Origin of the sequence: Martelella sp. AD-3 (assembly GCF_001578105.1) — a bacterium.
Classification (GTDB): domain Bacteria; phylum Pseudomonadota; class Alphaproteobacteria; order Rhizobiales; family Rhizobiaceae; genus Martelella.
On sequence record NZ_CP014275.1, the window covers coordinates 2,001,363 to 2,021,583 of the forward strand.

Consider the following 20,221-nt stretch of genomic DNA (forward strand, 5'->3'; position numbering starts at 1 on the left):
GGCGAGGACCGGGCCCGGCGCTCCCGTCCGGTCTTCGACGCGCAATGCCATCAAACCTTTCGGGAATGATGTTTCCGGATTGCGCAAGCGGCTTCAGGCGGAATGATGCCCACGTGGAGGAAAGAGAACAATGGTGCCCATGAAAAACCTGGTCTGCTTCACTTTTGCGGTGATGCTTGCGGGCGCAGTCCGCGCCGAGGCGCCGCCCGTCATGAAGATGACGACGCCCATCCCTGAAGCCATTGTCACGCCGGAAAGCGTGGAGACCCGTCTTGGAACGCTGAACTTCTTCGACGGCTATCCGGACGATGCCACCGCGAACCTGGTCTACGACAACCTCGATTTCATGCGCGGCGTCGAGGCATTCCTGAACGCCATGCCCGGGGCTTCGGCGGAAGCGATGCGGGTCGGGTTTGCAAGCCAGGGCGCGGACAACAACCAGTCCGTTCTGGTCTTCGAGGATCTGATGGACTCGCATTCGCTGTTCCTGACAGGGAACACGGAAAGCGTCTACAATCTGGCCTGGCTCGACACCAAGACGGGGCCGCTGGTGATCGAAACGCCGCCGAATATTCTCGGCTTCATCGACAGCCACTGGTTCGAATATGTCGGCGATATCGGCAATGCCGGTCCTGACAAGGGCAAGGGCGGCAAGTATCTGCTGTTGCCCCCGGGCTATGACGGCGAGGTGCCGGACGGCTATTTCGTGCTGCGCTCGCCCACCTGCGGCAACCTTCTGTTCTTCAGGGGGTTCATGGAGGACGGAAGCACCACGACGGCGGTCGACAACACCAGGAAGTTCACCAGGGTTTACCCGCTGTCGGAAGCCGACAATCCGCCGCCGATGACCTTCATCAATGCGTCCGGAAAGGTGTTCAACACCATCCATGCCAATGATTTCCATTTCTACGAGGAAGTGAACGATATCGTTCAGCATGAACCGAACGATGCCTACCACCCCGAGGTGCTCGGTCAGCTCGCCGCGATCGGGATCGTCAAGGGCAAGCCTTTCGCGCCGGACGAGCGGATGAAGAAGATCCTCACCGATGCCGTGGCCGTCGGCAACGCCACGGCCCGCACCATCACCTTCAGGACACGCATCGAGGAGGCCTATTACTATCCCGACAGCGCCTGGTTTACCGGGTTCGTCGGCGGCAGCTATGAATTCCTTCTTGAGCCCGGCGTTCGCTTCCTCGATGCCCGGACGCTGTTTCACTACTACGCGACCGGAATAACGCCGGCGATGGCGATCAAGCGCGTCGGCGTCGGTTCGCAATACGCGGCCGCGACCATGGATGGCGACAAGAAACCCTTCGACGGCGGTTCGACCTACAGGCTTCGACTGCCCCCGAACATCCCGGCGAAGGATTTCTGGTCGCTCGTCGTCTATGACAACCAGACCCGCTCGATGTTGCAGACCGACCAGCCGTTTCCGAGCATCGGCAGCGACAAGACGGATATCGTGGTCAATGCCGATTCATCCGTCGATATCTGGTTCGGTCCGACGGCGCCGGAAGGCCACGAGAACAACTGGGTTCAGACGGTGCCCGGAAAGGGATGGAACGTCGTGCTGCGGCTCTATGGTCCATTGGAATCATGGTTCGACAAGTCATGGAAGCCGGGTGAAATCGAACGGATCAATTAATCGGATAGCGGGCTTGGCGCAGGGGTTGGGTGTCGGACGCCCTTATTCCCGGGACGATGACCCGTTCATCGGGCAGCGATCCCCGGATCGCGAACCGACCGGCTTGACGGTTTGAATTGGTTTCGAGTGATTTTGGTAAACGAACAACCTATCGTCAGCGATCTTGTCGCTATCGTGCAAACATCCCTTGCCCCTGTCTTCCTGCTGGCGGGCACCGCGGGCTTTGTGAGTATCTATACGATACGACTGGGGAGAGTTTCGGACCGTTTGAACGAGATCGCGGACAGCGGACGGGCGCTGCGCGAACAGGACCCGGACCTGCGGCTAAGGGCGCTGACGCTTGTGGTCGCCATGATCCTCGGCGCGGTTGCGGCGATCTGCACGGGCAGCGCGATCGTGAACCTGCTGGCCGGCGCGCTCGAGATCGGGTTGCGCGAGGAAAACCTGTTGTGGCTCTTCGGCGGCGCGATCGTATCGCTGATTGCGTCGCTCGTCGCATTTCTGTTCGAGCTGCTGGTCTGCGCCCGAACGATGTTGCGGCAGTTGAGAATGGATCGAATGCACAGATGGCTTGAATGATGAGGCATTTCCGGCAGGACAGACGCGCCCGTTATGGCGGTTGAACAACCGATCCGCATGCCGACAACACTATGGGAGACAACATGAAAATCCGCCTGGTTTCGTCTCTTGCCGCGATCGGCGTCTGCCTGGCATTTCAGCAGACCCGGGCTGCAGACATCTACCTGCCGATGACGCCGAACATCCAGGAGGCCTCCACGCCCGAGGGCTGGACGTTTACCTTCGCGCCTTATTTCTGGGCTGCCGGAATTTCGGGAGACATTGCCCAGTTCGGGCTTCCGCAAGTGACCGTCGACGCAAGTTTCGACAATATCTTCGACCATCTCGATGTCGGTCTGATGGCGATCGGCGAAGCGCGCTACGGGCCGTACAGCGTGATCGGCGATGCTATCTACATCAAGCTGTCCGGACAGACCGGTTCGCCGGTTGGCAACACCGCCGCCTCCGTTAAGCTGGAAACCAGCACTTTCGCAGGGCTGCTCGGCGCCGGCTATACCTTCGCGGAGGATGAGAAATACCGGCTTGAAGTCGTCGGCGGTCTGCGGGTCTGGTCCGTCGACAGCACGCTTTCCATCACCGGTGGCGCCTTCGACGGTCGGTCGAGAAGCGATAGCGCCACATGGGTGGACGCCATGGCCGGCTTGCGCGGGAGCTATTTCCTGACACCGAAAGTCTATTTGACCGGATGGGGCTTCATCGGCGCCGGCGGCGCCGATCTCGACTGGGATGTGGCAGCGACGATCGGCTACCGGTTCAACGACACGGTCTCGGTGGTTGCCGGATACCGCGCGCTCGGGGTCGATTACAACAGCGATGGGTTCGTCTTCAACGTCGTCGAGCAGGGTCCGATCATCGGCCTGTCGCTGCGGTTTTGAGTGCCCTCCGGATCTCGTCCCGGCGCGCATCGAAACCCTGCTTCCCACCCAGAAGGCAGGCGCGGAGGCCGCGTTGCAGGAGGCGGATGTCGCGCTTGGCCAGCATAGCGTCAGGGCGGGTATTGCCGGCACTATCCAGCAGTTTCAGCTGCGTTCCGGCGACGTCGTCAACCCGTTCGTGCGGCCTGCGGGCATCCTCGGGCCCCGGGATCAGGAAGAGGGGGTCTTTGTCGCCGGGTTCGGACAGTTGACGGCACAGGTCATCCATCCCGGCATGATCGGCGAGCTGGCATGCGCCCACCCGTCCGTTCAAGATCATCCCGGTTGTTGTCGATGCCGTGCAGGACGTTATGGCGGCCGCCCAGTTCAGGCCGACGGATTCACTGATGGACGTCAGTGATCGCGGCAGCAATCCCGGCACGGTCATGGTGCGGCTGCGTCCGCTTTATGAAGGGCAGGCGGCATCGATCCCGCCGGGCAGCGCCTGTATCGCCAATGTCTGCACGAGCAATTACGACAAATACAAGAACCCGGATATCGGCTTCGGTCACAGTCTGCTTTTGCATATGATCGACACCGTCGGCATTCTGCCCGTCAACCAACCGGTCTTTTCGGGCGACCACTGAACAGGCGACGCAGACTTTTGCAGGAGATCGGAACGCGGAAGATCGGACTTGTGTTTTCGCGGCCGCGACAAGGCGGTCGGAGAAGTCGCTGTTTCCGGCATTCCTCAATGCTCGGTCCTATGAGTCGTGTTGAACACGGCATTCCAACTTAGCTCGTTTGGCGACGAGAGCGGCGGTTGCCGCCTTCCGGTCCTTCAGTTCTTTTGAAAGGCGTGCTTCACGAAGCCGCCGGGTTTTTTCCTCGCGAGCGAGAGCGGGGAAATCCAGCTCCTCGACGGCCGCATTGCGCGCGAAGAACTGCGATTGTGCATTGGCGAAGGCGATCTCCGCCTTCTGACGCGATTTGCTGTGTGTCTGTGACATGGTCTTTTCCGAATTGGACGCCGCAAGGCGCCGCGGCAACAAAAAAGGCCAGGCGATCAGCCTGACCTTGCTGGTATCTTGCTCTCGACAGTGCCAGTACATCCGTGGTCAATGGAGAACGGATACCAAGCTGCTTCAGGCAGCCTGCAGATTGCAGGCCGACATCTTGCCCGACTTGCTGTCGCGCTCGAGATCGTAGCCGATCTTCTGGCCTTCCAGAAGCTCGCGCATTCCGGAGCGCTCTACGGCGGAAATGTGGACAAATGCGTCGGCGCCGCCATTGTCAGGCTGAATAAAGCCGAAGCCCTTCGTCGAATTGAACCATTTAACTGTGCCAGTGGTCATGATGAACCCTTTCATAGCAATAGAGAACCACAACGCCCGAGGCGCTGGGGATGGTGAATAGCGATTTTTGAAAGAAAAGGTTCGTCCAAGGAGCGGTGTCAAACGCACAATAACTAAAGCTTAACAAGCAAATATCGACGAAAGACATATGGGATCTTTTCACCCGGTTGTCAACTCTTAGTTTTTCGCCTTCGGTTTTCTCGGCATCTGGTTGTGAAGGCGGATTTTTTCTGCGACCGCGACAACAGGGCAGGACCCGGAGAAAGGCGTCACCGCTTTAGCGGTGGCGGGGGGTATCGAACAAGACGATCTTGATCTGCTCTTTCCTGAAGGGCATCAGGCTTCTCCGCGGTGTCGACCTTCAGGCCCCTTCGCATACCGCTTGAACGGGTCCGCGCCATCACGCGCTCAGGCGCGCCTGCCGGAACGAAACCAGTCGATTGGCGCTTTCATCCCACAGCACGAACCTGACGCAACGCAGGCTCTCCAAGAACGTGATCCGGCCGGTGTCGCGCAGCTCCGGAAAATCGCGCAACACGTCCGGCAGGCGATAGAAGGGCACCTTCGCCGCAAGGTGATGAACGTGGTGGATGCCGATATTGCCGGTGATCCAGCGCAACGGGCGCGGGAGGTCGTAATGCGAGCTGCCATTGAGCGCCGCATTCTGGAAATCCCAGTTGCGGCCCTTAGACCAGTGGGTTTCCTCGAACTGGTGCTGGATATAGAACAGCCACACCCCGGCCGTCGCAGCCATCAGCGTGATCGGCAGCTGTACCGTCAGAAACGCAAGCGGCCCCATGAGCCACATCAGCAGGATGACAGGAATGGCAGCGCCGACGGTGGTGACGATGGTCGATGTCCATGGCTCCAGACCTGCCCGCATCAGGCCGAACGGCAACCGGTACTGGCAAATGAACAGCCAGGCGGGACCGAACCCGAACATCACGACCGGATGGCGATAAAGGCGATAGCGCAGCCGCCCCCAGAAAGACCGGGCACGATATTCCCGGACCGTCAGCGTATCGACATCGCCGATGCCGCGCTTGTCGAGATTGCCGGTCGTCGCGTGATGAACCGCGTGGGTCCGGCGCCAGTAATCGTAAGGCGTCAGGGTGAAAACGCCGATGACGCGACCGGTCCAGTCATTGGCGCGGCGGCGGGCGAAGAGCGCGCCATGCCCGCAATCATGCTGCAGGACAAACAGGCGTACAAGGAAACCGGCTGCGGGGACCGTCAGCAACAGCGCCCACCAGTGGCCGTTGAGGACAGCCAGTGCCAGCAGTCCCCACAGGCAGACGAAGGGCAACGCCGTGACCGCGATCTCGATCGTGCTGCGGAGCGGCCTGGCCTGCCGGTAAGGCGCAAGCGCTGCGATCCAGGAACGATGGTTCCGTTCGATTTCGGCCTCTGCGGTATTGCGATCCATGGCTTCTCCTGGCTCCGGTCCAAACTTGACCGGGACGCGCGAAATCTGTCTCGAAAGGTTCGCCGCTGCGCGCTGTGTAAGGTCGCTCAAAGCAAGAAAGGCCGAGCGCATTGCCCGGCCGATCCATCCGTCTCGACATTCCGTGCCAGTACATCCGTGGTCACGGAACAGAGACAAATTTTATGCAGCGCGCAGGTTTTCCGCAGCGCTTTTGCCGGACCTGTCATCGGTCACGACGTCGAAATTCAGTTTCTGGCCTTCGGATATGGAACGCATTCCGGCGCGTTCAACGGCAGTGATATGGACGAACACGTCCGATCCGCCGCCCTCAACCTCAATGAAGCCGAAACCCTTGGTGGCGTTGAAAAATTTCACTGTGCCAGTGCTCATGACGATTTCCTTTCAATCAATCGGAGAAGATGTCCGGCGGGCGTTAAGGGCCGCGACCGAACGATAAGATCGATGTTGATGGGAAAATCACCAGAGCGCGATGCGCAAAATAAAGTTCGTCAAACAAGATCGATGGACGTCATATGCGCTTCTTTCGTGTTTAAAACAAGGCGGGAATTCAGTTCTGTTGAAGAAAATTGAAAAATGAAAAAATGAAATTATTTTAAAAATATTAATATCATGGACTGTTATTTACTCACGATCGTGGATATATGTAGTTTTAAGGTTCGCTAAACCCGGCCTTTTACAGAAAAAAGCCTGTATAAAATGCTCTACAGACTTTCGCTCACATTGTGAAGCGACGAGCGTGCACGCGCGCAACAGGGAGCGTTTTGCCAGGGCCGCGACGCCAACAGGGCGCGTCCATCTAAGCTGAAGCGGCCGGGGAGCGCTGCCGCCGATCACATCAGACAATGCATCCCAAATCGGAAGGAAACGGCATCATGGCAGCAGAAAACAATGGAGCGTCCTCCATCGGAGAGCGGTGGAAAGCCTATCACCCGGCAAAATCGACGCTCGTCTGGGCCTGTATCATCACCGCCATCGTCACGATCGCCGTCGGCTTTACCTGGGGCGGATGGGTGACAGGCGGCACGTCAAGAACGCTTGCCGCGGAAGCCGGGGAGCTCTCCCGCGACGAACTGGCGACGGTTATTTGCGTCCAGCGATTCAAGACGGCGCCTGATTCGGCGCAGCAGTTGAGCACGCTGAAGGCCATCGACAGTTCCTACAAGCAGCGTCAGTTCATTGAGACCGGCGGCTGGGCGACGATGCCGGGAGACGACAGCGCAAGTCGCGGCGCCGCCACGGCATGCGCCAGCGCGCTTGTTGGCTAAACGACATCATGGACTGAATGCCCGGCGAAGCCTTCGAGAAAATTCCCTCGGCGTGCGCAATTCCCGGATTCACAAGCGGCAAGCAGAAGGCGCGACCGCAACAAAGCGCGCCGGACACATGGAGTTTCCAGATGGCCAAGGGTCAAAAGCGAAGCAATCGCGAAATCAGAAAGCCCAAGAAGGAGAAGACGACGGCGGTTGTCGACGCGCCGCTTGCCGGTTCGCTGGTCAGAAGCGCCGGCAACAGCAATATGACGCGTGGCAAGCCGAAAGGCTGAACCCGCCACGCCGTCCTCAGCGGATACTGCGACAGATCGGGCGAGAAAATCCCGGTCTGGCGGTGTTTTGCTCACGACAGTCCCTGCTTCACAAACCAGTGGCATTTCGCGCCACGTTCTCAAGGATCTATTCGGTCATGGCACTAGAATTCCCCAATCAGAGCCGGAGTTATGACAACAACGGCAAACGTGTCCGATTTACCGGCCATGACGGCATGTTCGAAGTGATGTTTTTCGCCAGGGCCGATGCTCTACGCAACCCTGCCGATGGCGAAGAGCCTTATCTCGCCGCTTTCGATGCAGCGCGTGAGAAAATTTACGACGCCGCACGCAGAATCTATCTGAAGGGCCGCAAGGCGGTCTATACCCTGACAGCCTCTGATCTCACTTGAGACGATTTGCCGGATCAGATTTCCTCGGTGACGACATCGAACTGCCGGAGAATGGCGGGACCAAAGGCCGTCGACATCGCCACGTCCGTGGCATCGCGGCCTCTCGCCATCAGGATGCGACCGATGCGCGGCCTGTTATGGCGCGCATCGACCGTATACCAGCGACCGCCGAGATAGACTTCCATCCAGGCGCTGAAATCCATCGGGTTCGGGTCCCTCGGCACGCCGATATCGCCGAGATATCCGGTGCAATAGCGCGCCGGGATATTGAGGCAGCGGCAGAGCGTGATCGCGAGATGGGCATAGTCGCGGCAAACCCCGACACCGTCGGTGAACCCGCCAAAGGCGGTCCGGAACGGGTCAGCCTTCATATAGTCGAATGCGATCCGCTGATGGGTGAAATCCAGGATCGCCTGAACGCGCGGCCATCCGAGCGGCGTATCGGCAAAGGTCCTCCAGGCAAAATCGGCAAGCCGGTCGGTGTCGCAGTAGCGGCTGCCGAGCAGGTAGACCAGCACGTCATCAGGCAGGTCGTTGATCTGGTGCTGAATGGCGCCATAGGGAACAGGATCGGCAAGGCCGTCGTCATAGATTTCGAACGCGGTGGAAATCGTCGTCCTGCCCGGCGGCGCGACGATGCGGTTGCAGGCATTGCCGAAAACGTCGGTATAGGCCGATACATCGATCGGGCGATCGAAGGACAGGACCTGCGCCGTCAGGAGATCCGCCCAGCGGGACGGGAACACATTGAGGGTCAGCAGCATCGGCGTCGGATGTTCGCAGTCGTAGCCGATATGAAAGCCAGCGCGTATCTTCATGTCTTACCTGTCCCTTGCTTTGAGTGATGGGTCGATCACATCTACAGACGTAACGCGGCAGCGCGGCGTTCCGCCCGGTCGAACGGCCGAATAAATCGATCCCGCTTCGCAATATCCTCGCCGGAACGTTGGCGCGTCCGCTATGCAAGCCGCCACGGCGGCGTGGTCAGACCGCTGCGCTTAAATCATTCGGCTGCGTCGTGACATTGACCTGCACTTCCATGCCGTCGAAATCGAGCGCCCCGCCATCATAGCTGCCCGACAGCGGCACCGCCTGGCCAGGGTCGCGGGCGATGCCGACGCGGATGAGATCGCGATTGCCGACAATGCCGTTGGTCGGATCGAACTCCACCCATCCCGCTCCGGGCAGATAGACCTGGCACCAGGCGTGGGTCGAACCGCCGCCCAAGGTCACGGAACCGTCGCGGTCCGGCACATAGATATAGCCGGTCACGAAAGAGGCCGCGAGCCCGAGCGAGCGAGCCGCCTCCATCATCAAGAGCGCGAAGTCGCGGCAGGTGCCGCTGCGAAGCGCAAGCGTTTCGCCGGGCGTCTGGGTGCCGTATTCGCTGCGCCGAACATAGCTGAAACTCTCCCTGATCCCGTTGCACAGCGTCATCAGTACATGGCCGGTGCGCGCCGTATTGCCATAGGGCACGAACCGTTTCGCCCAGCGCCCGACCTCATCGCCGGGGTCGGGATAGTGCCGCGCGATGGTCTTCTCAAGATCGATGGCTTCTTCCGCGTCATAGGAAAAGGGGAAGCCGGATGCCCTGTGGTCCATCTCCAGATCGAGCGGGATGTGCGCCGTGTGATCAACCTCGATCGTGGTCTCGAAGCTGAGTTCCGAGGCGGAAACGCCGACATCGACGAGCGCGACGCAATTGCCGAAGACATCGTGGATCCAGTGAATGCGCGCGTCCTGCGGGCAAACCTTCAGCATGCAGCTCAAGAGCGTCTGGTCGAAACTGTCGCGGGGCCGGAACATCAGCCGGTGACGCCCGAAACCGACCGGCCGTCGATAGCGATAGACCGTGAGATGACGCACCGAAAAGACCGTCATTCAACACCTACCTGCACAGCGGACAGTGCCGCGATACGCCCTTGAGACCGGCCTCTTGCATCACTTCTCGCCGCGCGCGAGCGGGTAATCCGGCGCGTCGTAGAGCATGCGGATCTGCCTGTCGTCGTAGCGGCTTTCGTCAATCTCCAGCACCGATCCCCGAAGCCGGCAGCCTTCCCTCTCTTCCACGGCAAAACGCACCGCGTCCGCAGCGGTCTCAAACCGTTTATAGCGAGGGCTGCGGCTTCCCTTGGCCTTGCGACCGGGATAGAGGGCAGCTTCGACCATATAGTCGAATTCGTTCATGTGTTTAATCCCGTTGGAGAAAAGCCTTTTGGCAAGCCGCGAGACAACTTTTCATTACATCGCGCTGTTCTATCACCTTACACGATAAATCCCACGTAGGTAAGCTTTCGGGTCGTGCCACATGGCGTGGTGTAGCCCGCGGGAGGTCGCCGGCGTTCCGGCAGGGGCGGGTTGGCGAAGACCGATCCGCCGGAAAGATCACAGATGACCGAGGGCATGATGGCTTTGCGCTCGCTCGCTGGGAAGAGCGTCGATGCCGATTCGCGCCGCGCGATGATCCGCTTTGCGGCCGAGAAGCTGATGGCGCGGGACATGAGCGCAAGAAAACGGTGCAAGGAGACGCGCTGGACCATGCCGCCGGCGCGCGCGATCGGTTTCAGCCTCCTCAGCCTTGAACTGCCGATCTGGCGGGCCGCACCGATTGACGTTCGACCAGGCTTACGGGGATGAAATGGTGGGAGGAGGGGACACGCGCCGGGCCGGTGATTGCCTTCAGCGTGGCGCTGGTCAGCGAGGAGAGAGACTGGCGGACGGTGGTCAGCCGGTGCGAGGACCAGTCGGAAATCGGAGCGTCGTCGAATCCGATCACCGAGACATCGCCCGGAACGGACAGGCCAAGCTCATGGCGCGCCGTATTCATCACACCGAGCGCGATTTCGTCGGTCACGCCGAAGATCCCGTCAATGCCGGGCTTTGCGAGCAGGCTGCGCGCAGCTTCGATACCTGTCTCATAATTGTTCCGACCCTGGCTCCACTGGCTGACCGGCACCCGGTTTTCCTCCATCACGGCGATAAAGGCCTCTGCGCGCGCCAGCTTGGCGGAGGTGCGGGATTCCGACACGACAACGGCCACGTTGCGGCAGCCGGCCGCAATCAGCCGCTGTGCGGCAAGCGCGCCGCCGGCAGCCGAATCGGCCTCGATCTGGTCGACAAGGCCTATATTTTCCGGCAGCGGCCGGTTGATGAGAACGAGACGCGTGCCATTGGCCGCGGCGAGCCGCATCAGCGTGTCCGGCACGGCCCCCGACAGCAAGACCACCGTTCGCACCCGGTATTCAAGCAGTTTTGCGAGTGCGTTTTCGACATCGTCCCGCGCACCTGCAAGATTGAGCAGCATGCATTGCAGTCCGTTTTCGTAAAGCGCCGCGGTCAGCGCATCAACCTGCGCCGAGATATAGGGGTTGGAGAGATTCGCCCCGACAAGGCCCACAAGATCGGAGCGTTCCTTGTGCAGCGTGCGCGCGAGGAGGTTGACCCGGTAGCCCAGCTCTTCTGCCGCCTTCATCACCCGGGCTCGGGTCTTCGGCGCAACGCTGGCCCCCTCGGTGAAGGTGCGCGAGACGGCCGAGCGGGAAACCCCGGCCAGACGGGCGACATCGGATGCGGAAACAAATTTCTCGACCATGGCGCACCTATGTCCAGCGCGCCGCGCCAAGCAGATTGCGCAGCCTGACCTCTTCGGCAAGGGCGAGCATCGGCGGCAGGGGATAGCTCTCGTCCAGGCCGCGCAAGGCGCGCAGGTGAGCGAGCGCGGCATCGAAGCCGTCGAAACTGTCGCCCGCGAAGGCGGACAGCCAGAGCGCGATCAACACGACCGAGCGCGAGCGCCCGCCGCGGCAATGGACCAGAACATGGCCCTTGCGATGTTTCGGGTAATGCGGCTTGGCCGGAACATAGCCGCGCATCAGGCCCTCGACGGTGTGGACGGCTGCGGCGAGAAGATGCGGGCTGTTGCCCGCGCCGTCGATCATGCCGAGCTGGTAGCGGCGGACATGCGTGCCATCGGCCAGCCTCAGCGGGCCCGGAAACATGTTGATCGAAACGTTGAGCGTTTCGGTGATCCCGGCTTCAAGCAGGCAGCCTGCGTCTTCCGCCGCCGCGAGATTGCCGAGATAGAGCGTTTTCTCGTGCGGGCCGAAACCTTCGATCACCGGATATAGAAGCGGGCGGACATCCTCGCGCGCTTCGGCTTCGGGAACATGGTCGGGAATGCCGAGGCGTTTTTCCGTCATGGTCTATATCTCCGTCTCGGTTTCCAGTCTTAGCCGCGCACCGAGGGCGCGGGCAAGTTCCGGCGCCATGGCCATGTCGACAAAGGCGGGCAGAACCTGCCGGGAACCGCAGTGCTCGGCAAGCGCGAGGATATCATGCTTGCGCGGGTGGACGTTCCAGGGAAGCCAGACGGCCTCTTCGCGCCCGATCAGGGCCGCTGCCGGCGTGCCGTTCGGGACATGGCTTGAAAAGACGAAGCGGAATCCGCCGCGTTTCAGGAGTTCGGCCGAAAGACCGGCCTCGGCGTTGGATTCCGTCGCGACAATCACCTGGTGAGGCTGCGCGGTTTCGCCATTCACGACCGGAAACCGTTCGCCCGTCGCCGCTTCGACTTCCTCGCCGACCGCCGCGCTGACGTGCACGGCAAGTCCGTGCGAGGCCATCGCCAGCACCATATCCGTGCCACGACCGGCAGCGGGGCAGCACAGCACGGCGCCTCCTCTGGCATAATTGGCCATTGCCGAAATCTGGTCGCCGAGATCCTGTTCGCGGTCACCGTAGGATGCATCGATCAGAAGCGTGGCTGCCTGAGGAGGATAGTCGAAAGGCATGCCTTGCGATTCGAGGCTGATATCCCCGGTGTAGATGAAACCGCCTTTCTCCGTCTCCATGTGGAACCAGACACCGCCAGGCGCATGGCCGCAGCGGCCGGTCGAAAGCTTCAGCCCGTCGACATCGAAAGAGCCTCGCTCGGGAATGGCATGCGCCGTTTCCGGACAAAGGCTGCCGCGAAGGAAATCGAGGGTTCTTTCGGTCGCGAATACCGCCGGGTTTCCGATCTCGCCGAGACGCTCAAGAGAACCGGCGTGATCCTTGTGCGCATGGCTGAGGAAGACAGCATCGACGGCGCCGATCACATCGATGTCGGGATGCTCGCCGGCATCCAGGCCGTCGCCGAAATCGAACAGGATACGTTTGCCGCCCGCCTCGACCAGAGCGATGGCGGCGCTCTTGCGGTTCAGGCCGCTGATCACGTTCAGTCGTGCCAAGGCAGCACTCCCTGCGGAAGCCTTCTTGCGAAGGTGAGACTGACAAGCATCAGCGTGAGGATGACCAGCACCATCAGGCAGCCGACAGCGGCGGCCAGCGTCGACGATCCGGCTTCCTCGAGGAATATGATCATCGGACCGATGGTCTGGGCGCGGGAGGAAACCAGCAGCACCGACGTCTGGATCTCGTTGATCGCCGTCATGAAGACAAGGATGGCCGAGGCCGCGGCGGCCGGGGCGAGGACCGGCAATATGATATCCTTGAGCCTGCGGAAAACCCCGGCGCCAACCACTTGCGCGGCCTCGTCCAGCGAGCGCTCGATCTGTTCAAAGCCGCCCAGGACCGGCTGCAATGCCAATGCCAGAAAGTTGGAGAGATAGGCCGCGAGGATGACCCAGACCGTGCCGTAGAGGCTGGTCCCGAGAACCGGCAATGGCTTCAGGAAAAACAGGATCATGGCGACGCCGATGATGATGCCGGGAAGCGCATAGGCAAGCTGGGAGGAGAGGTAGAGCAGGCGCGGGGCGACGCCCCGACGCCAGCTCAGAAAATAGCCGAGCGCGAGCGAAACGGGAATGAGGATCGCGACAGCGAGGCCCGTCAGCCAAAGACTGGTGAAAAACGCCTCCCGAATGCCTTCGTGATGAAAGAGCGCATTGGAGAAATTCTCGAAGGTCAGCGTCTCCAGATTGAGCGGCTGTCCGTAGCCGCGCACCAGTGCCGAGCCGGCAAGAGCCGAAAGCGGCAGCGCCAGCGCGAACACGAGATAACCCCACGCCAGAGCCGTGACCGGAAGGCGGAAATGCCCGAGCGGGAACTTGAATGGCCTGGAAGCGCCATCGACGCGCTGGTCGCCCATGCGGCTCAGGAAACCGGCAGTGCCCATGCCGAGAATGGTCAGCACGGCCAGCAGCAGGGCCAGAAGCGCCATGTCGTTGAGCGCCGACGGACCATAGGAATTCAGCTGCCGGTAGATGAGCGTGATCAGGGTCGGAACGCGGGCTGGTATGCCGAGCATTGCCTGGATGCCGAAATTGCCGATCGATGAGACGAAGGCAAGCGCTGCTCCGGCGAAGATGCCGCCGCGGATCAGTGGCAGGATGACGCCAAGCGTCGCTCTCAAGGGTGTGGCGCCGACTGCGCGGGCCGCTTCCACCAGATCAGCGGGAACGCGGCGCAGGTTGGCCCGAACGGCCAGAAAGACCAGCGGTGCATTGTAGAGGCCGAGCAGAAGGACGATGCCGCCGGCAGAATAGAGCGGATGGCGCATGCCGGGCTGAAGCGAGAAACCCAACAGGTTCATCACCGGGCTTGCCGGCGAAAAGGCCTGAACCCAGGCGAGCGCGATGACTTGCGGGGGGATCATCAGCGGCAGCACGAATCCGAACACCCAGGCAGTCCGTCCGCGCATGTCACTGGCGCCGACGAGAAGTGCAGCGATCGTTCCGGCGACCGTGGCAAGCGCGGTGGCTGAAAGCGAAATCCAGATCGTGTTGACCGTCGCTTCGAACACGCGGCGGCCACCCAGAACATCGGCTATGCGATCGAGCTCGAAACCCGTGCCCGTGACGAATGCGGCGTAAACGAGCCGTCCGAGCGGCAGAATTGACAGGATGCCGACAAACAGCGCCAGCACCAGCATCAGCGTGCGCTCATTGCGCAGCAGGCTGCCAAGAGTGGAGAGCGTCCATATCGGACGCTCTCCCGTCGTTGCGGTTGATACGGACATTGCGGTTACAGGCCGAAGATATCGGCGAACTGCTCGCGCACCTGTTCGTTGCTTTCGACGGCTTCATCGACATCATAGCCGATCAGCTTCATCGAGGAGAGATCGGGATAGCCTTCCGGCGCGGCGACGCCCGGCAGGAGCGGGATATTGCCCTGGGCGGAGACCAGTTCCTGGCCTTCCTTCGAGAGCAGGAAATCGACGAATTTTTTGGCGGCTTCCTCGTGTTCAGTCGTACTCATGATGGCGACCGGCTCGCCGATGAAGGAAACGCCTTCCTTGGGCGCGATGTAGTCGACGGGCGAACCGTCGGCCTTGGCGCGCAGCGTGTTGGCGTCGACGATGATGGCATATTTGGCCATGCCGGAGGCGACGGCCTTTGTTGCCGGACCGTTGCCGCCCTCGGGCACGATGTCGAGGTCGTTCAGGCCTTCATAGAAGTCCCAACCGATTTCCGGCGTGTTGATCAGCGCATGCAGGTGGTTGAGGGCGGCGCCCGAATAGAGCGGGCTCGGAACCGCGATCATGCCGCGATTGTCTTCGACCAGAAGGTCGTTCCAGCTTTCGACCGGCTCGGCGATCTCGGTATTGTAGGCGATGCCCGTGGTGATCGCCTTGGTGCCGAAGAAGGTCATGTCCTTGTCGTAGGCAGCCTTGTCATAGCCTTCGACGGGCGCTTCCGGATAGGCCATCAGGTGACCGTCGGCCTTCAGCGTTCCAAGGTTGATCGGATCGGCAACCAGCAGCACGTCGGGCTGGATGTTGCCGGCTTCGATTTCCGCACGCATCACGTTCATCAGCGCGGAGGTGCCATTGCGGGTCCAGTTGACCTTGATATCCGGGTTGGCGGCCTCAAAAGCGTCGACCGTTTCCTGGGCCTGTTCGGGCGGCTGGCTGGTGTAGAGCGTGATGGTTTCCTCGGCGTGTGCCGCCGAGAAGGCAAGCGTGCTGACGGTTGCAAGGGCAAGCAGGGAGAGTTTCATCGGGGATTTCCTCGATTGTTGGGTGCTAGGCATGTTCGGTTTGCAGGTCCGGAAGGACCCAGCCGTCTGCAAGCGTGACGGCTACGCGCTGCCCGGCTTCGATGCGCGCCGGGGCAGGGACGTTCATGAAAAGGGTTTGGTCGTCCGGACCGATCGAAAGCTCGACCCGCAATATGTCGCCGCGATAGGTGACGCGGCGGATGGTGGCGGCAAGGCCGCCTGTGTCGGTCAGCTGCAGGTCGCCCGGGTGAAAGGCAATCCGCGCTTCGTCGCGGGGCATTGCCGAAGGCCGGTTGCGCACCCGCACCTGTTCACCGAAGAAGCGGGCGAAACCATAACCGCTGCGATCGGGCCGGAAATCCGCGATCGGCGCGATCTGGCCTTCTCCGATGAAGGTCGCGACCATGTCATTTGCCGGCTGGCTGTAGAGTTCGGAAGGGCTGGCGAACTGGCTGATCCTGCCATTGTCCATCACGGCGACTCGGTCAGCAAGCGCAAGGGCCTCGGACTGGTCATGGGTGATGTAGAACATCGTTGCGCCCGACGCCTTATGGAAGCGGGCAAACTCTTCCTCCATCTCGCCGCGCAGATGGACATCCAGATTGGCAAGCGGTTCATCGAGCAGCACGAGCCCGGCATCCATCGCAAGGCAGCGGGCAAGCGCCACGCGCTGACGCTGCCCTCCCGAAAGCGCGGCCGGCCGGCGGTCCGCGAATTCCGTCAACCCGACCGTCTCGAGAACACGGGCCGTGCGCGCCGCGCGTTCGCCGCGCCCCAGCCCCTTGATCCTGAGGCCATAGGCGACGTTGCCGGAGACGGTCATGTGCGGCCATAACGCATAGTTCTGAAAGACGACGCCGATGCCGCGCTCCTCGGGCGGGACATGACGCCCCTCGCCGGAAAGCAGCGCATCGCCGACCCGGATTGCGCCGCGGTCGATCGGCTCGAAGCCGGCCAGCGCGCGCAGCAGAGTGGTCTTGCCGCACCCGGACGGGCCGAGCACCGCCACGAACTCGCCCGAGCGGATGGACAGCGAGATCCCGCGCAATACGCTGGTTTTGCCGAAAGACTTGTCGACGGTCTCGATTTCGATGGCGCTCATGCGTGTTGATCCGACGTGTCGGTCGCAGGCCGGATATCCGGCCAATGACCATGGTAGAGGCGTTTTTGCACTGCTGTGCAATCTTCGCCGCCATCAATGCACCGGGCATGTGACAGTTCTGTTTCAGTGCGTTTTCGGTTTTATGAAGATTTGCTTTTCGGGGGCGCGCCGCGAACCAAGACCTTGCCGGAAACGTCCGCATCGAGGCCTTGTGCTGACTGCCCGGTTCCGAGCCGGCGACCGCCACACAGGCACTTCGTTGCCGATGATCCGACCTGAAATCTCCGACACGGGCCGCTGCTTTGCGTTGCTGCGTTCGGAAAACCGGCGAGAGCTCCGCAAAGCAGAAATGAAGGAGAGGAATTTGTGTTCCTCAACCTGGCAAACACGCCCACGCACGGTCCACCGCGTCAGGTCAGATTCAGGTATAGTCCGCTTGGCTCTATCGTCTCGATGCCGGCATAGGGGCTTGCGTGCACCGTCAGCAGCCAGAGGCTTGTTGTGGCCGCAAGCACGTAGAGGAATATCGCTATACTCCCCGCGCGCGTTCTGTCTGCGTGCGTCACGGCGATCGTAAGGGACGTCAAGATCGTCAGCGTCAGGAGCATGTACCATTTATACTGATTGATGGTGGTGCTGGCGATGGCGAGGCGCACATCGCGCGTTTCCTGCAGGTCGTTGAAAATGGCAACGGTCTGATTGATGATCGGAGCGGGCGCATCGCCCTCGGCGATATCCATGATGATGATGCGTATTTTCTGAAGAGCCTGCTCGACCGAAGCCGCCGGATGAAGGTTTCCGTTGGCGCCCCATTCGTCCGAGATCACCTTTTCACGATAGAATTCCATCGCTGTCTCAAGGTCAGGCCTGTTCAGGACCTCGGCTTCGGCGTTTCCGATCAGTCGATTGATCGCGGATCGCTCCGAGGTGAGCTCCTGGTCGGCCTTTGCGTGCAGCGTCCAGATGTCGGCAGCAACGAAGCCGAGAGACAGAGCCCAGGATGTCGCAATCGTTCCAATGAAGGCGCCCAGCGGAATGACGAGAGCATCGGTGCGCGCAAATCGGGCAAACAGGAGCAGAACCCAATAGGTCACGGCGAACAAGGCAAGACCGAAGACCAGAAACAGCAGGATTGAGGGAACCAGTGCCAGGTTCAGAAAATACGACATTGAAATCCATTTCGGGAAAAATACGGATCACGCTCTCCTGAAAATAGAGTTGCCCGGTTAAAGATCTGGTTACCGAGACGCTCATGTGCCGGCACCGAACCGCACGCCAATCGCTGTTTCTGTGGAACCGCAGAGATCCACCTGGCTTCTATGATGGTAACTGCTTACAAAAGACGATGATGCAAGTGGAATCGGCTTACAGGTCGCCGGACCGGGGGGAACACATTGAAAGAATATATTCTTGCATGCGCTTTTTCTCTATGCGTTCCGCAGGTTCTCCATGCGGCCGACAGTGCCACCGCACCCCCGGATGCCTCCGCGGCGAATGCATCTGACTGGGCTCTTCAGATCACTCCCTATCTGTGGGCAACCGGCGTCAAGGGGAAGGTTTCTCCCTTCGGCGTCGGGCCGACCGTGAATATCGACCGCTCTTTTTCCGAGGGGCGGGACGGGCTGAATATTGCCGGATTTGTCAATGTCTGGGGCCGCCACGATCGTTTCGTTCTCTCTGCGGACATGATGTATACGGATACGAGTGACGAGGACACATACAGGTTTCCGGGCACTTCGCTGCTGCCGCCGTTTGAAGCGAACGGCAAACTCAATACCAGGCAGTTCATGGCCACCGTGCAGGGCGGATACCGCGTTGTTGATACGCCCGCCTTTACGTTCGACGCTTTGGCCGGCTTACGTCTGTGGCATATCTCCAACGAAATCACGGCCAGCGGTCTCGGAAGATCAGTCAGCTATGACGAGAGCTTCGGCTGGGTTGATCCCGTTGTCGGCGCCCGTGTGTTTTTCAACCTGACGGACCGGTTATCGGTTCAGGCCCAGGCCGATATCGGCGGCTTTGACGTTAATTCCGATCTGACCTGGTCTTTCCTCTCGACGGCGAACTATACGTTGAGCGAGCACCTGTCATTTTCGGCAGGCTACAAGATCGTCGACACCGACTACGAAAAAGGCGGTCATGTCTATGACACGAGGCTGAGCGGGCCGGTTGTGGGAATTACCTACCGGTTCTGACCGGTATCGGCTTGGTCGCGAACATCCGCGATTGAAACGTTAAGCCCGTGGCGAACGGAATGATCCGGCCACCACACGGACTGCGGTGGCCGGCACGTTTCAGTTGACCGGCTCGAACTGGAAAGGTTCGGCGGGTTTGAATTCAGCCGAAACTTCGCCCGACTTGAGCTCGATCATGTCAACGCCCAGATCCAGCATCCGCACGCCGGCGTCTGCCGAGAAATCGAGTTTGTTCAGGTCGACCCAGAAGAGGTTCGGCGAAATCGCTGATTCAACATAAAAAAACTTGTCTTTGTGATCCGCGACGACCCTCCAGCGCGTGGTCGAAAGGTTCGGCGCGTCCGGTGTGTTGATGCCATAGGGAACAGACGCGTTGCGGATCACACTCATGGCGGCGGCCGCCGCGATGCGCGGTTCATCCGACTGGACCACCATGTCGATATAGGTGTCGGCACGGGTAAAACGATCGGGAGAACGGGTTGTACCGGGCAGCGACTCACGCGGATTGACGTCCTGCCAGTACCTTTTGATCGCCAGTTGCTGATCGTAGGGCGGATCGTTTGTCATCGTGCGGTATTCCGGGCCGTGATGGATGACCAGTTCGCCGTCCAGCCATTCCAGTATGGCGTTGTCGCCGCTGGCGTCCGAGAGGGAAAGATGAACCTTCGCCAGGCGGCCGGGCTGATCGGGAACGTCGGCGGTCACGACGTCGAAAGGATTGGCTTCGATATCGGCCACCGCTTCGGCAACGCTGCCGTAATTGTCCAGGAAATACTGCGCCCAGATCGACAGCGATATCTCGGGCGTGGTTCCGTCATTCTTGGGGTATTCGGACGCCACCAGCCAGAGCATGTTGGCCACCAGGCCAGCTTCGTTCATGCCGTCGACGGTGGAGAAATCATAGCCGGAAACAATCATGCTGCCGTATTTCGAGGTCCAGGTCAGCGAATTCTCGCCCGCCTCGCCATTTCGCTCCATGCCGCGCGGGAACACCCACAGGTTGGAAAGCATCGGCAGGCTCCAGTCCATGGAGCGCGCCGTCAGGATGCGATCCTCAGGGCCATGATAGACAACACGCGTGCAGGCATCGGCGATCGGCGCCGCGGCCACCGAAAGCGCGGCGGCCAGTGTCAGGCTGCGCCAAAGCGATCTGTTTGCTTTCAAAATCATC

At 60.7% G+C, this 20,221-nt stretch carries 25 protein-coding genes; 10 read left to right on the forward strand and 15 right to left on the reverse strand.

All coding sequences use genetic code 11. From position 1 onward, the window contains the following. Positions 1 to 130 precede the first annotated feature (130 nt). From AZF01_RS09300 to AZF01_RS09320, 5 genes are all read left to right on the forward strand, one after another. Entirely contained in the window at positions 131 to 1,645 is a 1,515-nt protein-coding gene (locus AZF01_RS09300; protein WP_024709446.1) for a DUF1254 domain-containing protein, read from the forward strand. 126 nt (positions 1,646 to 1,771) lie between these two features. Continuing rightward, the gene (locus AZF01_RS09305; RefSeq protein WP_024709447.1) at positions 1,772 to 2,224 is read left to right on the forward strand and encodes a DUF2721 domain-containing protein; all 453 of its coding nucleotides are present in this window, start codon (positions 1,772 to 1,774) and stop codon (positions 2,222 to 2,224) included. Positions 2,225 to 2,307: 83 nt separating this feature from the next. Next, positions 2,308 to 3,099, forward strand: coding sequence for a hypothetical protein (locus AZF01_RS09310; protein ID WP_024709448.1), 792 nt, complete (start codon positions 2,308 to 2,310; stop codon positions 3,097 to 3,099). Positions 3,100 to 3,172: 73 nt separating this feature from the next. Beyond that, positions 3,173 to 3,499, forward strand: a complete 327-nt coding sequence (locus AZF01_RS23950; RefSeq protein ID WP_152534603.1) for a hypothetical protein — start codon at positions 3,173 to 3,175, stop codon at positions 3,497 to 3,499. Beyond that, positions 3,486 to 3,725: a hypothetical protein gene (locus AZF01_RS09320; RefSeq protein ID WP_152534604.1), complete on the forward strand. Its 240-nt coding sequence runs from the start codon at positions 3,486 to 3,488 to the stop codon at positions 3,723 to 3,725. The genes AZF01_RS23950 and AZF01_RS09320 overlap by 14 nt, the downstream gene beginning before the upstream one ends. A gap of 117 nt (positions 3,726 to 3,842) precedes the next feature. Here AZF01_RS09320 and AZF01_RS09325 read toward each other — a convergent pair whose 3' ends face one another. The 4 genes from AZF01_RS09325 to AZF01_RS09340 all read right to left on the reverse strand — a co-directional run bounded on the left by AZF01_RS09325 (position 3,843) and on the right by AZF01_RS09340 (position 6,249). Next, entirely contained in the window at positions 3,843 to 4,088 is a 246-nt protein-coding gene (locus tag AZF01_RS09325) for a hypothetical protein (RefSeq protein ID WP_024709451.1), read from the reverse strand. Positions 4,089 to 4,223: 135 nt separating this feature from the next. After that, positions 4,224 to 4,433 carry a cold-shock protein gene (locus AZF01_RS09330; protein WP_024709452.1) on the reverse strand — a complete coding sequence of 70 codons (210 nt, stop codon included), beginning with the start codon at positions 4,431 to 4,433 and terminating at the stop codon, positions 4,224 to 4,226. A 400-nt stretch (positions 4,434 to 4,833) separates the two neighbouring features. Beyond that, the gene (locus tag AZF01_RS09335) at positions 4,834 to 5,859 is read right to left on the reverse strand and encodes a fatty acid desaturase (protein ID WP_024709453.1); all 1,026 of its coding nucleotides are present in this window, start codon (positions 5,857 to 5,859) and stop codon (positions 4,834 to 4,836) included. Between the two features lie 180 nt (positions 5,860 to 6,039). Further along, positions 6,040 to 6,249 carry a cold-shock protein gene (locus AZF01_RS09340; protein WP_024709454.1) on the reverse strand — a complete coding sequence of 70 codons (210 nt, stop codon included), beginning with the start codon at positions 6,247 to 6,249 and terminating at the stop codon, positions 6,040 to 6,042. A 503-nt stretch (positions 6,250 to 6,752) separates the two neighbouring features. On the opposite strand from AZF01_RS09340, the gene AZF01_RS09345 reads away from it, so the two are divergent. The 3 genes from AZF01_RS09345 to AZF01_RS09355 all read left to right on the forward strand — a co-directional run bounded on the left by AZF01_RS09345 (position 6,753) and on the right by AZF01_RS09355 (position 7,815). Further along, positions 6,753 to 7,145, forward strand: coding sequence for a hypothetical protein (locus AZF01_RS09345; protein ID WP_024709455.1), 393 nt, complete (start codon positions 6,753 to 6,755; stop codon positions 7,143 to 7,145). A gap of 131 nt (positions 7,146 to 7,276) precedes the next feature. After that, positions 7,277 to 7,423: a hypothetical protein gene (locus tag AZF01_RS24270; RefSeq protein WP_197489641.1), complete on the forward strand. Its 147-nt coding sequence runs from the start codon at positions 7,277 to 7,279 to the stop codon at positions 7,421 to 7,423. 137 nt (positions 7,424 to 7,560) lie between these two features. Beyond that, positions 7,561 to 7,815 carry a DUF1488 domain-containing protein gene (locus AZF01_RS09355; RefSeq protein ID WP_024709456.1) on the forward strand — a complete coding sequence of 85 codons (255 nt, stop codon included), beginning with the start codon at positions 7,561 to 7,563 and terminating at the stop codon, positions 7,813 to 7,815. Positions 7,816 to 7,829: 14 nt separating this feature from the next. On the opposite strand, the gene AZF01_RS09360 is transcribed toward AZF01_RS09355, so the two are convergent. The 3 genes from AZF01_RS09360 to AZF01_RS09370 form a co-directional block, all read right to left on the reverse strand. Further along, positions 7,830 to 8,633, reverse strand: coding sequence for a transglutaminase family protein (locus AZF01_RS09360; RefSeq protein WP_024709457.1), 804 nt, complete (start codon positions 8,631 to 8,633; stop codon positions 7,830 to 7,832). 166 nt (positions 8,634 to 8,799) lie between these two features. Then, positions 8,800 to 9,696, reverse strand: coding sequence for a transglutaminase family protein (locus tag AZF01_RS09365; protein WP_024709458.1), 897 nt, complete (start codon positions 9,694 to 9,696; stop codon positions 8,800 to 8,802). Positions 9,697 to 9,756: 60 nt separating this feature from the next. Further along, positions 9,757 to 10,002 carry a hypothetical protein gene (locus tag AZF01_RS09370; protein ID WP_024709459.1) on the reverse strand — a complete coding sequence of 82 codons (246 nt, stop codon included), beginning with the start codon at positions 10,000 to 10,002 and terminating at the stop codon, positions 9,757 to 9,759. A gap of 204 nt (positions 10,003 to 10,206) precedes the next feature. Here AZF01_RS09370 and AZF01_RS23955 point away from each other — a divergent pair, with 204 nt between their 5' ends. Next, positions 10,207 to 10,452 carry a hypothetical protein gene (locus tag AZF01_RS23955; RefSeq protein ID WP_152534606.1) on the forward strand — a complete coding sequence of 82 codons (246 nt, stop codon included), beginning with the start codon at positions 10,207 to 10,209 and terminating at the stop codon, positions 10,450 to 10,452. Here AZF01_RS23955 and AZF01_RS09380 read toward each other — a convergent pair. The 7 genes from AZF01_RS09380 to AZF01_RS09410 all read right to left on the reverse strand — a co-directional run bounded on the left by AZF01_RS09380 (position 10,388) and on the right by AZF01_RS09410 (position 18,024). Continuing rightward, positions 10,388 to 11,407 (reverse strand): LacI family DNA-binding transcriptional regulator, encoded by a 1,020-nt coding sequence (locus AZF01_RS09380; protein ID WP_024709460.1) that lies wholly within the window; start codon positions 11,405 to 11,407, stop codon positions 10,388 to 10,390. The genes AZF01_RS23955 and AZF01_RS09380 overlap by 65 nt on opposite strands. Positions 11,408 to 11,414: 7 nt before the next feature. Next, complete coding sequence (locus AZF01_RS09385; RefSeq protein ID WP_024709461.1) at positions 11,415 to 12,014, reverse strand: protein phosphatase; 600 nt, start codon at positions 12,012 to 12,014, stop codon at positions 11,415 to 11,417. Positions 12,015 to 12,017: 3 nt separating this feature from the next. Beyond that, positions 12,018 to 13,043: an MBL fold metallo-hydrolase gene (locus tag AZF01_RS09390; protein WP_024709462.1), complete on the reverse strand. Its 1,026-nt coding sequence runs from the start codon at positions 13,041 to 13,043 to the stop codon at positions 12,018 to 12,020. Further along, positions 13,031 to 14,773, reverse strand: coding sequence for an iron ABC transporter permease (locus tag AZF01_RS09395; RefSeq protein ID WP_024709463.1), 1,743 nt, complete (start codon positions 14,771 to 14,773; stop codon positions 13,031 to 13,033). The genes AZF01_RS09390 and AZF01_RS09395 overlap by 13 nt, the downstream gene beginning before the upstream one ends. 5 nt (positions 14,774 to 14,778) lie before the next feature. Then, a complete protein-coding gene (locus AZF01_RS09400; protein WP_036237953.1) occupies positions 14,779 to 15,753 on the reverse strand; it encodes an ABC transporter substrate-binding protein in 975 nt (324 codons plus the stop codon). A gap of 25 nt (positions 15,754 to 15,778) precedes the next feature. Then, positions 15,779 to 16,855, reverse strand: coding sequence for an ABC transporter ATP-binding protein (locus AZF01_RS09405; protein WP_024709465.1), 1,077 nt, complete (start codon positions 16,853 to 16,855; stop codon positions 15,779 to 15,781). A gap of 410 nt (positions 16,856 to 17,265) precedes the next feature. Continuing rightward, the gene (locus tag AZF01_RS09410) at positions 17,266 to 18,024 is read right to left on the reverse strand and encodes a DUF4239 domain-containing protein (RefSeq protein ID WP_024709466.1); all 759 of its coding nucleotides are present in this window, start codon (positions 18,022 to 18,024) and stop codon (positions 17,266 to 17,268) included. Positions 18,025 to 18,249: 225 nt separating this feature from the next. On the opposite strand from AZF01_RS09410, the gene AZF01_RS09415 reads away from it, so the two are divergent. Continuing rightward, a complete protein-coding gene (locus tag AZF01_RS09415) occupies positions 18,250 to 19,050 on the forward strand; it encodes a hypothetical protein (protein WP_024709467.1) in 801 nt (266 codons plus the stop codon). 99 nt (positions 19,051 to 19,149) lie between these two features. Here the strand turns inward: AZF01_RS09415 and AZF01_RS09420 are convergent, their stop codons facing one another. After that, positions 19,150 to 20,220, reverse strand: a complete 1,071-nt coding sequence (locus tag AZF01_RS09420) for a linear amide C-N hydrolase (protein ID WP_024709468.1) — start codon at positions 20,218 to 20,220, stop codon at positions 19,150 to 19,152. Position 20,221 lies beyond the last annotated feature (1 nt).